The 14294-nt window shown below is 49.9% G+C and carries 15 protein-coding genes; 13 read left to right on the top strand and 2 right to left on the bottom strand.

What is annotated here, in order from left to right; all coding sequences use genetic code 11:
• Positions 1-3: 3 nt before the first annotated feature.
• Together SATMO3_RS23040 and SATMO3_RS23035 are read left to right on the top strand one after the other, a co-directional pair.
• Positions 4-1548 (top strand): capsule assembly Wzi family protein, encoded by a 1545-nt coding sequence (locus tag SATMO3_RS23040; RefSeq protein ID WP_371372103.1) that lies wholly within the window; start codon positions 4-6, stop codon positions 1546-1548.
• A 210-nt stretch (positions 1549-1758) separates the two neighbouring features.
• Entirely contained in the window at positions 1759-3141 is a 1383-nt protein-coding gene (locus SATMO3_RS23035) for a mannose-1-phosphate guanylyltransferase/mannose-6-phosphate isomerase (protein WP_371372102.1), read from the top strand.
• A 20-nt stretch (positions 3142-3161) separates the two neighbouring features.
• On the opposite strand, the gene SATMO3_RS23030 is transcribed toward SATMO3_RS23035, so the two are convergent.
• Complete coding sequence (locus SATMO3_RS23030; RefSeq protein WP_371372101.1) at positions 3162-3821, bottom strand: hypothetical protein; 660 nt, start codon at positions 3819-3821, stop codon at positions 3162-3164.
• Positions 3822-4074: 253 nt separating this feature from the next.
• On the opposite strand from SATMO3_RS23030, the gene SATMO3_RS23025 reads away from it, so the two are divergent.
• From SATMO3_RS23025 to SATMO3_RS23000, 6 genes are all read left to right on the top strand, one after another.
• Positions 4075-5430: a phosphomannomutase gene (locus tag SATMO3_RS23025; protein ID WP_371381776.1), complete on the top strand. Its 1356-nt coding sequence runs from the start codon at positions 4075-4077 to the stop codon at positions 5428-5430.
• 79 nt (positions 5431-5509) lie between these two features.
• A complete protein-coding gene (gene galU / locus SATMO3_RS23020; protein ID WP_371372100.1) occupies positions 5510-6424 on the top strand; it encodes a UTP--glucose-1-phosphate uridylyltransferase GalU in 915 nt (304 codons plus the stop codon).
• A 39-nt stretch (positions 6425-6463) separates the two neighbouring features.
• Positions 6464-7924, top strand: a complete 1461-nt coding sequence (locus SATMO3_RS23015; RefSeq protein ID WP_371372099.1) for a glucose-6-phosphate isomerase — start codon at positions 6464-6466, stop codon at positions 7922-7924.
• 43 nt (positions 7925-7967) lie between these two features.
• Positions 7968-8402: a VanZ family protein gene (locus SATMO3_RS23010; protein WP_371372098.1), complete on the top strand. Its 435-nt coding sequence runs from the start codon at positions 7968-7970 to the stop codon at positions 8400-8402.
• A 125-nt stretch (positions 8403-8527) separates the two neighbouring features.
• Positions 8528-9199, top strand: a complete 672-nt coding sequence (locus SATMO3_RS23005; RefSeq protein WP_371372097.1) for a response regulator — start codon at positions 8528-8530, stop codon at positions 9197-9199.
• Positions 9200-9263: 64 nt separating this feature from the next.
• Positions 9264-9746, top strand: a complete 483-nt coding sequence (locus SATMO3_RS23000; RefSeq protein WP_371372096.1) for a glycosyltransferase family 2 protein — start codon at positions 9264-9266, stop codon at positions 9744-9746.
• A gap of 28 nt (positions 9747-9774) precedes the next feature.
• Here SATMO3_RS23000 and SATMO3_RS22995 read toward each other — a convergent pair whose 3' ends face one another.
• Complete coding sequence (locus tag SATMO3_RS22995) at positions 9775-10368, bottom strand: hypothetical protein (RefSeq protein ID WP_371372095.1); 594 nt, start codon at positions 10366-10368, stop codon at positions 9775-9777.
• 288 nt (positions 10369-10656) lie between these two features.
• Here SATMO3_RS22995 and SATMO3_RS22990 point away from each other — a divergent pair, with 288 nt between their 5' ends.
• The 5 genes from SATMO3_RS22990 (at position 10657) to SATMO3_RS22970 (ending at position 14035) form a co-directional block, all read left to right on the top strand.
• Positions 10657-12573 (top strand): ABC-F family ATP-binding cassette domain-containing protein, encoded by a 1917-nt coding sequence (locus tag SATMO3_RS22990; RefSeq protein ID WP_371372094.1) that lies wholly within the window; start codon positions 10657-10659, stop codon positions 12571-12573.
• A 157-nt stretch (positions 12574-12730) separates the two neighbouring features.
• A complete protein-coding gene (locus tag SATMO3_RS22985) occupies positions 12731-13318 on the top strand; it encodes an RNA polymerase sigma factor (protein ID WP_371372093.1) in 588 nt (195 codons plus the stop codon).
• Positions 13319-13338: 20 nt separating this feature from the next.
• Positions 13339-13563: a DUF1659 domain-containing protein gene (locus SATMO3_RS22980; protein ID WP_371372092.1), complete on the top strand. Its 225-nt coding sequence runs from the start codon at positions 13339-13341 to the stop codon at positions 13561-13563.
• Positions 13564-13605: 42 nt separating this feature from the next.
• A complete protein-coding gene (locus SATMO3_RS22975; protein ID WP_371372091.1) occupies positions 13606-13818 on the top strand; it encodes a DUF2922 domain-containing protein in 213 nt (70 codons plus the stop codon).
• Positions 13819-13900: 82 nt separating this feature from the next.
• Entirely contained in the window at positions 13901-14035 is a 135-nt protein-coding gene (locus SATMO3_RS22970) for a YvrJ family protein (protein ID WP_371381775.1), read from the top strand.
• The last annotated feature ends 259 nt before the right edge of the window (positions 14036-14294 follow it).

The raw sequence follows: 14294 nt of genomic DNA, 5'->3' as shown, positions 1-14294 counted from the left end.
ATAATGTCGTGGAAAAAATCGTTAGCAGCAGGTTTGGTCATGGCCGCAATGGCGGCTAGTGTGCAGGCGACGCCGTCCGACTGGGTATCGCCTAATGTGCCGTTATCCAGTCCGTTATACGGCTATGTAGAAAAGTTTGACGGACTTGGTTATCTCACTTCCATACCGGATGGTACCAAGCCATATACCCGTATGCAGATGGCCAAATGGCTGACGGAAATACAAGCGGCGGCTGAGCAGCGTCCCTTGCCGCAGTATCTGGCAGGAATGAAGCAGGCCATGGAGCGTGAACTGACCCCTGAACTGCAGATACTGGCCGGGGAAGCGGCCGATATGGCGCCGGCGCTAAAAGAAGTCCGGCTGGAGCTGGCGGACTATAGCGGCGATTCCCTGCGGTACCGCGCGAGCGTTGCCAGCGGCCCCAGAGCCGGTCAGCAGCCCTTGAACAACAACAACAACGGTTACCGCTACGGGCAGAATGGCAATATTATTGCCTCGTTTCTGTTCACAGGCAAGCTGGGTGAGGATGTGGCCGTCGCTCTGGAGCCGCGTTTTAGCTATGACAGGGATCAGCAGGGTGATGTCGCCCTGACCAGTGGCTACATCAAGACCCGGATCAACGGTACGGCCATACAGGTGGGGAAAGATCCGGTATTCTGGGGACATGGAGCGACCGGTTCGCTCATCCTCGGCAACAATATGACGCCGCTGACCTCCATTCGCCTTTCAAACCTGGAACCCTATACCAGCAAAGGAATTTTCCGCTTCCTGGGCGAAATGAATTTCACCGCGATGTACAGCGAACTGGAAAATGACCGGACGCGGTTTAACACGAACGAAGTGGACAACCCTTCCTTTGTGGGGCTACGTAGCACCTTCACGCCGCAAAAGAATTTTACCTTTGGCTTGTCGTTAACCTCTATGCTAGGGGGCAAGGGGAAAGGACTGAGCAGTGGCGACTATTGGGACTGGCTTACCGGCAGAAATGATGATGCCGGCGAGGACAAATGGAACAATATTGCCGGTCTGGATTTTAAAGTGCGTCTACCCAAATGGAATGGGGTCCAGATTTATGGAGAGCTTTATGGGGAGGATCAGGCCAACTACATGCCATCCAAGGTTGCGGAACGGGTAGGTGTATATATTCCCCGCCTCAGTCAGGACGGACGCTGGGACATGAAGGTGGAATACGTGAATACCACTAACGCTTGGTACAGTCATCAGCTGTACACCAACGGCTATGTGTATAAAGGCGATATTATCGGCGATCCGGCCGGACACAATGCCCGGCAGTACTATGTGCAGCTTGGGAATTTCCTGGACAAGGACAGTAAAATTTCCTTAAATGCCAAGCAGGTAAAACAGGACAGGGATGCTTCGTCGCCGCAGACCATAAATTCGTTGTGGCTGCAATACCAGACCCAACTGCGGGAGCAGGTGTTCCTGGACAGTCAGCTTGGTATTGCCCGGATAAGCAATGCCAATTTTACCGGCGGTCAGGATGAGACCGATCACTTTGCCGGCGCCAGTGTGCGCTGGGTATTTTAATACATAAAATTAGTTGTGGTGTAATATAATTTTAGCACGGATTCGCGAATAGGCGTTGATCCTCCGTATTTAGCGTTGCATACTTCTGCCGTATTGTCGGCATAAAGAAAAAGGGCTGCCTACAGATAGGTTTAGCCCTTAATTTTTCAAGTCGTTTTTTTGAGGCTGTACCACAAGATGATTCTAATCCCGGATAAAAGGAGTAAAGCTATGAAACTCATAATTCTCGCCGGTGGCGGCGGTACGCGCCTATTTCCGTTGTCTCGTACCTGCCTGCCGAAACAATTCTTAAAACTTGGCGATACTGACTCGCTGCTGACGCAAACGGTCAAGCGATTTCTGCCGCTTGTCAAACCTGCCGATATCGTTGTCGTTACGAACAAGGAATATATTCACCATGTCAAAACGGAACTTGCGTCCTGCGGCGTCGCTGAAGCCCATATCCTGCTGGAGCCGGTTGCCCGGAATACAGCTCCGGCCATTGCCCTGGCCGTAAGATTCTGCCAGGACAGGCTGGGGGCCTCGGAAGAGGAGGTCTTGTTTGTCAGTCCGGCCGACCATATCATTCAGCCTGTTGATATTTTTATTAAAAATGTGCGGCAGGCGGCTGAACTGGCGGGGCAAAACAAGATCGTTACACTTGGGGTCAAGCCGAACAAACCAGAGACCGGGTATGGCTATATTCAGACCGGCGAACCGTTTGCGGACGGTTATCAAGTGGAATCCTTCCGGGAAAAACCTGACAGAACTACGGCTGAAGAGTATTTGGCCGCCGGCAGCTATTATTGGAATTCCGGGATGTTTGCCTTTACTGTCGCCTGTATCTTAGATCAGTTCCGCCGGCATAGTTCCGAGATTGCAGCCATAGCGGCAGCGCCTTTGGATGAATTTATTAATCAGTTCTCTACTATGCCTAACATTTCCATCGATTATGCAGTGGCTGAGAAATCGGATCAGGTGGTTATGGTACCGCTTACGGCTGAGTGGAATGACATCGGTTCATGGGACGCCATTTATGATGTTTTGCCCAAGGATTACGCCGGCAACGCCTTAAATGGGGATTGCCTGCCGATTGATTGCGCGAATACGCTCATGCTGGGCCGTAACCGACTGATTGCCGGCATCGGTCTGGAAGATGTTCTGGTTGTGGAAACCGATGATGTTATTGTTGTGGCCAAACGCGGTGAGTCTCAAAAAGTGAAGGATGTTGTTGCCGAACTCAAGGCGCGTGGACGCCGGGAGGTGGATGAGCATACGACTATGTACCGGCCCTGGGGCAGTTACACCGTACTTGGGGAAGGGCCTGGTTACAAAATGAAGAAGATTGTTGTTACGCCAGGGCAGCAGCTCAGTTTGCAACTCCACTACCACCGCAGTGAACACTGGATAGTCATCGGCGGTACGGCCAAAGTAACCATCGGCGATCAGGAGCAGATGGTGCATGTCAACGAAAGCGTGTATATCCCTCCTACCACTAAGCATCGTTTGGAAAACCCGGGTAAAATTTCTTTGGAGATCATTGAAGTGCAGAATGGAGATTATCTGGGGGAAGATGATATTGTTCGCTTTGACGATGTCTATGGGCGGGCATGATGAACAAAGGGTTGACCTAATTATTTCAGGTCAACCCTTTGTTCGGTAATTTGTGGTTTTGCAGTGAATTGTTTATTGAACACAATATTAATCATAAAACTCAGTACGCCCGTATAGGAGGCCAATTCCCATAATTCCTCGAACAGTTCCGTTCTTTCGCCAAAGAAACCAAAACTATGATGTTCAATGGTATCGGCAACAAGAATCGCAATGAGAACAACTGCCAGGTCAAACAGGGGAATGCTGTCATGTTTGAGCCAGGTGAGCAGTTCTTTATGCAGGCCGTTTATAAAAAAATAGCCGATCGTGCCAAGAATGAGAGCGGCAAGCATTGGATACACATACGGGCCAAACCAGAGTTGCTTGAGAGGTGGGATATAGCCGGTGCTGTCCATATATAAGGCCCGGCCCCAGCTTAATTCCCTGCCGATTGAGAGGAACAAGCCGACAGCAGCCACTGCGAAAAGTTTCCGCCGGGAAGGTTCTATGTGTTTCTGCCAGGAAGCGCTTAGGGCCACCAGGGTCGCCAGGCTTAAGATCACCACCTGCGTCCATTCGACAGGTCCGTTTTCCTTGCCAAAGTCTGCCGGCAGCAGCCAGCCAAAAGTAATTGTGAGCAAGAGTATCATTACACTTACATATGATATAGGTGTAGGTTTAAAATCTTTATAGCATAGCAAAAGAGACCCTCCTAAAATATAGAACGAGAATAATTATCTTTGACAACAATAACTATATCAAATTAAAAAAAGTGTAGCAAGTATTATTTTTAATAATATTAATTGGAATAATAAGTGGATATGGTACGGTTAACCAGCTGCGGGTAAGGAATAAAAGATATAGAAAAGTTGGCTGTAAAGGAATGTTTTTAACTGGCGTAGTATATACTATATGGTTGAATCTAAGAGAAGAGAAGGGCGTGGTAATTTGCAAATGAAAAGAAATGCCTTTAAAGCCTATGATATACGGGGAAAAGTGCCGGAAGAATTAAATGAAGAAATGGCTTACCGGATAGGACGGGCTTTTGTGGAACTGTTGCAGGCAAAAAAGGTTGCCGTCGGATATGACATCAGGCTTTCGGGCCCTTCACTCCGGGACGCTTTAGTGAAGGGACTGACCGAAGCCGGGTGCGATGTTGTGGATATTGGCATGTGCGGTACAGAACAGATCTATTTTGCTACTGCACATTTAAAGTTGGACGGCGGCATCATGATCACCGCCAGCCATAACCCGCAGGATTATAACGGTATGAAGCTGGTACGGGCCGAGTCCAGGCCAATATCCGGTGACAGCGGGCTTAAGGAAATTGAGGAAAAAGTGATAGCCGGTGATTTTGCTCCTGTCAGTAAGTCTGCGCAGACTGGTACAGTGACTTATGCAAATATTATGCAAGACTATATTGCCCATTTACTTACCTATGTGGACCGAGCAGAGCTAAAGCCGGTCAAAGTGGTAGTAAATGCCGGCAATGGCGCAGCCGGGGCTGTGCTTGACGCTTTGGAACCCCATTTGCCATTTACTTTTGTTAAAGTCAATCACAAGCCTGACGGCAATTTTCCCAATGGTGTGCCTAACCCGCTGCTGGTCGAGAACCGGGAAGCAACAGCTAAAGTGGTACGTGACACCGGGGCCGATATCGGGATCGCCTGGGACGGGGATTTTGACCGTTGCTTCCTGTTTGATGAACAGGGCGATTTTATTGAAGGTTACTATCTTGTCGGGTTTCTTGCTCATGCTTTTCTCCGGCGCAATCCGGGCGCCAAAATTATCTATGATCCACGCCTGACCTGGAATACCATTGAACTGGTGGAAAAGGCTGGCGGCATTCCGGTCCTATCCAAAAGTGGCCACGCCTTTATTAAGGAGCGCATGCGCAAGGAAGATGCCGTTTACGGCGGCGAGATGTCGGCCCACCATTACTTCAAAGACTTTTCCTACTGTGACAGCGGCATGATTCCCTGGCTGCTGGTGCTGGCGATTATGTGCCGTGAGGGGCGGCCTTTGTCGGAACTCATGCGCGAACGGGTGTCCTGCTATCCGGTCAGTGGCGAGATTAACAGTACGGTTGACGATGCCAGGGCAGTGCTTGAAAAAATTGAGGCTAAGTTTGCACCGGGGGCGATTGCCGTTGATAAGGTTGACGGTTTGAGCATCGAGTATGAAAACTGGCGATTTAATTTACGGATGTCCAATACCGAGCCGGTGATCAGGCTCAATGTGGAGTCCAGGTGCGATGTGAAACTGATGGCGCAAAAGACCGAGGAGTTGCTAGCGCTAATTCGAGGCTAGCCGGGGGTGAGATTGCCGCGCTGTGCTCGCAATGGCAATCATTATGATAGGCACTTTCAACCCAGAAAGGAATGTTTGTATGCCAAAATCACATAAAAGAATAAAAAAGGCCGTAATTCCGGCTGCCGGCCTTGGTACCCGGTTTTTGCCGGCTACCAAGGTCCAGCCTAAGGAAATGCTGCCTATTGTCGATAAGCCGGCTATTCAGTTTATTATCGAGGAGGCCATTCAGTCCGGCATTGAGGAAATCCTGATTATTACCGGACGTAATAAACGGGCGATTGAGGATCATTTCGACCGGAACGTTGAACTGGAACTAACTCTAAAAGCCCAGGGAAAATATGATCTTCTTGGCCTGGTGGAAGAATTATCTGAAGTGTCAATCCATTATATCCGCCAAAAAGAAGCCAAGGGCCTGGGACATGCGGTACTCTGCGCCAAACAGTTTGTGGGCAACGAACCTTTTGCCGTATTGCTCGGCGATGATATTATTGATGCCAATGTGCCTTGTCTCCGGCAGTTGATGGACGCTTACGACGATTGCCAGGGATCCATCCTGGGCGTGCAGGAAGTACCCAAGGAGAAGGTGTCCAGTTACGGTATCGTTAAGCCTGAGCCCCTGCGGGACAATATCTGGCGTGCTGTCGACCTGGTGGAAAAGCCGGCGGTGGAGGAAGCTCCCTCGCAACTGGCCGTGTTGGGCCGTTACATCATTGAACCCGAGATTTTCTATCTGTTGGAAGATACGCCGCCGGGACGCGGCGGTGAGATCCAGCTGACCGATGCCTTGCGACGGCTGGCTGCTTTTAAATCGGTATATGCCTATAATTTTGAAGGGCGGCGGTATGATATCGGCGACAAGCAGGGTTATCTTGAAGCTACTATTGAGTATGCCCTCAAACGCCCGGAGCTTAGGGATAAATTTCTGCGGTATTTATTAAAGACGGTAGGACCGCTTAGCAAGGAGTGTGCATCAGCTCAGTCCGGAGACTGAAAACAGCTGGCGGCGGGAGCTTTTATGAAGGAGGCCAGAATGGATATGGCGTTGACGACAATATTGACTCTGTCATCGGGGTTTGTATTTGACTATACTAATCTTTACGGTTACGGCAGGATAACGGAACAAGATATTGCCGAGATTGGGGACAGCCTGACCGCCGCCCATCAGGCTGTTGTGCATATGCGGACAACAGGTGAAGTCTGTGGGCACTTATCTAAAGAAGGTAAGCCGGAAAAAGTCTTATTCAGTCAACTGCCATATGTCGAGGAAGGCAACCTGAACAGCCCGGCCTCCCTTGCCCGTCTGAAAGCGTTCAGTCAGTCACTTCGCAATAAGGCGGATGCGGTTATCTCTTTCGGCATTGGCGGGTCTTACCTGGGTAACAAGGTGTTGTTTGACGTCCATTGCGGTGAGTTCTGGAATAACAAGAGTCGTGAGGAGCGGGACGGGTATCCCAAGTTATATTTCAGCGGCAATAATATGGATCCCCGGCGGACAAGGGAACTTGTCGAACATATCGAATATGAGGCCAGGCAAAAGACAGATGCCTATAGAGTGGTTCTTGTCGTTATCTCCAAGTCGGGTTCGACACTTGATACTATGTCCACCTTTATGGTTGCTTATGATGCTCTCAGTAAAGCAGGTCCGCATATCGAAGTGCAGGTAACTGCTGTTACCGATCCTGCTGCCGATGCGAATGAGACGCTGTTGCACAAGCTGGCGGTACAGGAAGGCTGGTCAATGTTCAGCGTACCTGACGGTGTGGGCGGACGCTTTAGTGTATTCTCCGAGGTCGGACTGATTACCGCAGCCTGTGTTGGCTTTGATATGGATGCCTTTTTGGCTGGGGCCAGGGCTATGGACGAAGCGTGTAAGACACAGGAACTCTGGCAGAACCCGGCTATGCTGAACGCTGCTCTGAAATATCTGGCTGCCGAAAAATATGGGCGGGACATCGAAGTGTTTATGCCTTATGCCGATTATCTCAAGTCGCTGGCCGAATGGTACATCCAACTGCTGGCCGAGTCGTTGGGCAAGCGGACTGACCGCTCAGGCCGGGTGGTTTTCTATGGACGCACACCTGTTGTGGCGGTTGGCACAACCGACATGCACGCCCAGACCCAGCAGCATCAGGATGGTAAGCAGGATAAAGTTGTTCAATTTGTGAAGGTTACAAGGTGGGCTGAGGATGTTGCCATACCGGACTCATTTCCAGCAGCTGCCAAGCTGGCGGAATTTTCCGGGCTGACTTTGAGTCAGGCGCTTGAAGCAGCACGTGAGGCTAACGCTGCCGCCCTTACGGGCGATGGCCGGCTAAACGCCACTTTTGTCCTGCCCGAACTGAATGCTTACCATTTAGGAGAATTAATGTATTTATTGGCCTTGTCTGTTGCTTATGAAGGTGAATTGGCCAATGTGGATGCGTTTGATCAGCCGGGGGTCGAGGCTTATAAGCGGCTGTTGGGACCAATGTTAAAGAAGAAGAAGCTTTAAGCTTTATGAAATAATTGCTACCTATAGAATTATGAGGTTGTAGATGAAACGCTATGTTTATGTAATTGCTGTTGTCCTTATTATGCTGCTTATTTACTTCTTATCAAGTATTTCGAATCTCAGCTTTTTCCATGGTCAATTACCCCAGCAGCTCCGCTGGCTAAGTAAATATTCTATCTCTATTGGAAAATCAGGTTTTTTTTCTTATGTGATCAGTCTGCATCCGGATTGGATAATACATAAACTAGGTCATTTTGTAATGTATGGTATGTTGGGAGCGGCTTTGTATATGGCAACTGGCAAGTCAGTGTCTAAGGCAATGCTGGTCACGGTTTTATTTGCTGTCAGTGATGAATTGCATCAGGGCTTCGTGGCAGGGCGCAGCAGCCGGTTAGGCGATATCATTTTGGATACGGCTTCGGCATCCTTATTTATATTTATTTTATACAAAAAAATAAAGAATCGACATATTAAATGAAGAATTGTCAAGAAGTGTCATGAAGGAAATTTGTAATTCATCGCGAATGACATAAAAGAGCACTAATTTTTACATATTGTCAAATTATGCGATTTTGTATGGTATCCAGCAGGAGGTGAGCTTTTTTGCCGATAAAACTAATTATTGCCGATGACCATGCGCTTTTAAGGCAAGGTATAAAAAATGTCTTGTCCCTCGAACCGGATTTTGATGTGATTGGTGAGGCGGCCGACGGCGATGAGGCTATCAGGCAGGTGGAAGAACTGAACCCCGATATACTTTTACTGGATGTGAACATGCCGCGCCTGAACGGTCTGGAAGTGACCAGAAAGCTAAAAGCGGCTCAGACAACAGTAAAGGTAGTTATTTTAACCATGCATGATGACGAAAGTTATGTGCTGGAAGTCATCAAGTCAGGGGCGGTTGGCTATCTTTTGAAGGATATTGAGCCGGGAATGCTGGTCAAAGCCATCCGGATCGTGTTTAACGGACAGTCATTTATTTACCCGACACTGGCCCAGCGCTTGTTTGGCGAGCTGTCACGACAGGAAGAGAAGCGCCACGAGGTTCCGGCCATGCTGGAACGCCGTAAGGAAGAACGGCTGACTTACCGCGAAGTGGAAGTGCTGCAACTGATCGGGCGGGGCATGAGCAATCAGGAAATTGCGCAAAAATTATTTTTAAGTGAGAAGACGGTCAAAAATCACTTAACGAATATCTTCCGCAAAATCAACGTTGTTGACCGTACGCAGGCTGTGCTGTACGCAATTAAACACAAGATTGTTGTGCTTGAGTAGCAAGTAGCAATTATACATAGGCTGCATATACTATCCTATCCCGGCGTGAAAGGGGTAGGATAGTTTGTTTATATCATATTCTGTCAGTGTGATCATTGTATCGCTTGCTTTGTACGGTTTATGGTATCTTACTAAAGATATCTGGAATTGGTTTACAACCCTGAAGTTTATGCGTTTGCCTGATGCCAGTTTTGTAATTCTGGTGCGCAACCTGGAGTATGAGGTGGAAGATCTACTTAGGTATTTGGTCAATGAAATGTCCGAAGGCGAACATGAGTATGATGCTGTTGTGGTAGATTGTGGTTCTGATGATTTGACCCCCATCATCTTAAAGCGCCTGGCGGCCGAAATGCCGTTGCTGACTGTGGTTCATGGCAGTAATTCGATGCGGCCGGTAGAAGATGCCATACCGCTTTGCCGCGGCGAGGTTGTCCATGTGCTTGATCTGACAAGACGGCTAAGGGGAGACCAGTTCATGGCGGTGGTTTCCTCGCTTCTCAAACAGAATCAGCGGGAAGTGGCCATGAGGGGAAAAATGGAAGAATAAAAGGGGCCTCTTTCTGCAAGCGTGGTAACTACGTTTGTTTCTGCTTTATACATAGTATCTCATTAAAAACATCCACCAATTTGACGGCCAGTGTCAGGAGCTCAGGTGCATAGCCGGGATAGTTTTCCCGGAACATGGCGGCAGCAACCGGCTGGCTAAGCGGCGACGCGCTGGCAGACAGGCGGGCCAGCGCCAACTGACGCCTGACAGTGTCTACGGACCAAAGAACAGACAGTTCTGTCGCGCCAATCAGAGTAACCGTAGCCTGTAATGAACTGTGCGGACTGACCTTGACGGCGGAGACGGCCTGAAGATTGACATAGCCTGTAGTAACGTCGCCGGCGATGCGGGGCTTGCGAACTTTTAGCGGAACAAGGACAAGCCCGGGGGCTATGGGCAGCGGCGTCATATTCTTCCGTGCCGTGGTTAGACGCGTATTGGTTTTGAGTGTTACGAGATCAATTGCCCGGCTTTTGGCCAGTTTTTGGACAACGCCTTTAAGGCGGGTCGGGAACGTGATAATACCGCCATTCTGCATAATAATCCGGGTGCTGTCGCCCAAATCAGTGTAACAGGGGATAATGGCGGCAATATGCGCAGGGGCAGGCAGAGTTGGAACCATAATGTACCCTCCTGAAATCTCGAACATATGTTCTGTCTGTGCTGCTTTTATAGTAACAGAAAAGTAATAATTTTACAATAGGAATAATTCAAAGTCTCAACCTGTTATTGCGAGGAGGTATGACGAAGCAATCTTTAAGATAAGCCACGGGAAGGAGATTGCAGCGTCGTGCTGTGTTTGTTCGCAATGACAGTATTCGGTGAGATGCTTTTAAACAGGCCGCTTTGCGGACTTGTGTATTTGCCGCTGACTCATTACAATAGTAAGTGCCAGACAGGGAGGGAACACATGAGTATTTTAGAAGTCCGGGGGCTGAGCAAAGCCTATGGGATACAGACAATTTTTACCGATATTAATTTCCAGCTGAGACGTGGTGACAAAGTTGGCCTGATCGGTCCAAACGGAGCAGGCAAGACAACTTTGGTGCGTTGTATGCTGGGGTTTGAAAAACCGGACAGTGGTTTGGTAAGCCTGGCAGCCGGTGAACGGGTAGGCTATGTGGAGCAGGATACCGGCCTGGGCGGGAATACGCTCTATGATGAACTGGTTGGTGCCTATGGCGATGTATTAGGCTGGCAGGAGGATATGCGCAGGCTGGAAGCGGTCATTGCCTGTGAAAAGAATGCTGCTGAGCTCGATAAACTAATGAAAGAGTATGCGCAGGTCGTCGAGCGGTTTGAACGGGGCGGCGGCTACGAATATGAAAATACCGTACGGCGGGTGGCCTTTGGCCTGGGCTTCACGGCGGAAGATCTGCTGCGGTCGACCAGTGAGTTTTCCGGCGGGCAGAAGACGCGGATCTGCCTGGCGCGGGCCCTTATCCGCCAGCCGGATTTTCTCTTTCTGGACGAACCCACCAACCATCTTGATCTGGGCATGGTAGAATGGCTGGAGGAATACTTGCTGGTTTATTCCGGCGCCGTGCTGGTTATTTCCCATGACCGTTATTTTCTTGATAAAGTAGTGGGCCGGATATTGGCGATAGAAGACGGGACTAGCGCTGAATATACGGGCAACTACAGCGAGTATTTAGAGAAAAAAGCCGAGAAGCTGGCCGCGCAGGAAAAGGCCTATGCCAAGCAGCAGGCCTATATTGCAAAAACCGAAACCTACATTGACCGCTTCCGGGCCGGAATAAAGTCCAAGCAGGCCCGCGGGCGGCAAAGTCAGCTGAACCGGTTAGCTCGTCTTAGCCGGCCGGAGGACATGACAGGCTTTGACTTTTTTGCCTTCAATCCCCCGGCAGAGTGCGCCGAGCGTGTTGCCGAGCTGGGTGAGGTCAAGGCTGGCTATGGTGACAAAACAGTGCTCACCGGGGTATCGTTATTAGTCCGGCGAGGCGATGGCGTGGCCCTGGTAGGGCCTAACGGCGCAGGAAAAACAACGCTGCTAAAACTCCTGACCGGAGACCTGACGCCGGTGAGCGGCAAGGTCAAGCTGGGCAGCCGGGTGAAACTGGGATATTTTGCCCAGGAACATGAAACCCTGACAGATAGCAACCGTGTGTTGGACGAGGTTATGCGGGAATATGCCTTCAGTGAGGAGCGGACACGGCATTATCTCGGCGCTTTCTTGTTCCGGGGCGATGATGTCTATAAACTGGTCGGCGATCTGTCCGGGGGGGAAAAAGCACGGCTAGCGTTGTTGAAATTAATGCTGACCGGCGCTAATTTCCTGATTTTGGACGAACCGACCAACCACCTTGATATTGCGGCGCGGGAAGCGGTGGAAGATGCCATCATGAACTTTCCCGGCACGTTTTTGACTGTTTCGCATGACCGGTATTTTCTCGATAAGATAGCCAACCGGGTTGTTGAGCTTGCTGACGGTCAACTGACCGAGTATGCTGGCAACTACAGCTATTACCGTGATAAGAAAGCCGCTGGCGAAAAAGCGGCCGCCCAGGCTGCCAGTCAGGCTGCCCTGCAGGAAAAGAAACAGCCTGGCAAACCGGAACTTAAGACCCAGACCGGCAGTGGCAAAGGCGCGAACTGGCGAAAGCCTGATCCGGCCAAACAGGCGAAGAAACTGGAGGAAGAGATTGCCTTACTGGAGCAGGAACTGGCAATTCTGGAGGCCAGGCTCAATGATCCGGCCAGCCATGCCGATGCTGCGCTTAGCCGGGAACTTGCCGGAGATTATGCAGCCCGTCAGGCGGAGCTTGACGAAAAATATGGAATCTGGCTGGAGTTGACCGGCGAATAAGTTCGCCTTGGCTTCGCTATATAAAATTTATTCATAAACGACCTGATTCAGGCCACGACCTGGACCAGGTCGGTTTTTGTTTTTTAAGTTCCGGTATCATACTCTGTAGGCAAGCGCTAATTTAGAGGAACCGGTTCCTCGCCGACAGGTGAGGAAAATGAATATCGAAGAATTGGTCGAAGCCGCCCAGTCTGAAAAGGAAGATGGCAGAGCCTTTGATGAGATATGTAAGCGGTTTGCCAACCTGGTGAAGAAGTATGCCGGCCAGCCCCATGTTGCCGCTATAAAAGACGAGGCTATCGCTGAAGGCTGGCTGGCCGTGGCAATGGCGGTCAGAACCTACCGGCAGGCAGCCGGGGGCAGGTTTGCCGGCTATGTTGAGAGCCGGGTCAAATATGCAATCTGGAACTTGTTTAAGCGTGAGCGGCGCCGTTGGCAGACAGAACTGCCGCTTAGCGGCGGAGCAGAAGATGAGGAAGGGAATGAACGGCCCGGTTGGCTAACCGCCCTGGCAGCGGCCGACAGTGTTGAAGAAGCGGCCGAGTCAGAATGGATTAGCGAACATATACGGGAAGCGTTAAGAGATCTGCCTGATAAGCAGCGGCTGGCTGTGGTCAGAACACTGCTGGGCGGGGCGCAGCTCGCCGACGTAGCAACTGAACTTGGCGTTTCGCCCCAGGCCATTTACGGCTTAAGGCAACGGGGGCTGGCCCGTTTAAAAACTCACCTCCGCGGAATGTATTAGAGTGTAAAGGGGGTGAGAGTATGGCAGTTGTAAAAATGCCGCAAAGCGGCAAATTGGTTATCAAGGTGCAGACTGGCGTAAATGCCGCCGGCAGCCCTGTATACCGGCTCCGGACGTTTGCCAACATTAAGCCGGATGCAGCCGACAGCGATATCTTTGCTGTAGCCGAGGGCTTGATCAGTCTGCAGAAGTATGCCCTGGTAGATATTGTCCGTCAGGATCTGAACAACCTTGTCAGCCAGTAAGTATGGAGCAAAGTTTTAGTACAGGGAAAGGAGGAGTACGCCATGACTAAGACACTGGAATTGGTGTTTCGCACCAGTGCAGGCAATGAGACCGTCATTAGTGTGCCTGAGCCGAAAGACGACCTGACGCTCGCTCAGGCTCAGGTTGTTATGCAGGACATTATTGCCAAAGGTATCTTTGCGGTTAAAGGCAATGCCCTGGCTGAACGGGTGGAAGCCCGTATTCGCAGCCGTGAAACTGTGGCCTTGGCTTAACTCAGGTAAGATGCCCCGGCCATAGGCCGGGGCGTTTACCTTAATAAAGAAAAGCATATAAGGAGTGGGGCCTGTGGAACAAATGCTGAGTTATGTCTCAAGTTACGGTTTTCCAATTGTTGTGACAGCGTATCTGCTGGTTAGGATTGAGGGAAGGCTGGAAACACTGGCAGTCAGTATTAATGATTTGTCTAAAATTATCACCGAGAAATTTTAAAATAAAATCAAGGCCCTGTTTACCATCGGTAAACAGGGCCTTGGCTTACGTGACTAAAAAAATTGTGGGCTAACGTAATAAAACAAGGGTGGTAACAATATATACGGTTGAGGAGAACAGAATCAGGTGAAAAAGAAGGTCGCCGACCCGCGAGGGGCGTTTGATCGCACGGTTCTGGAAATAATGATAAGTATACATATGCTCTTTCACAATACTTGCCTCACACTTTGTAAAGAATTGTAACTAATACAATATTTAT

Origin of the sequence: Sporomusa aerivorans (assembly GCF_041428895.1) — a bacterium.
GTDB classification, from domain to species: Bacteria; Bacillota; Negativicutes; order Sporomusales; family Sporomusaceae; genus Sporomusa; species Sporomusa aerivorans.
The sequence above is the reverse complement of the archived record's forward strand: the minus strand, read 5'-3'. Positions and strand labels throughout refer to the sequence as shown.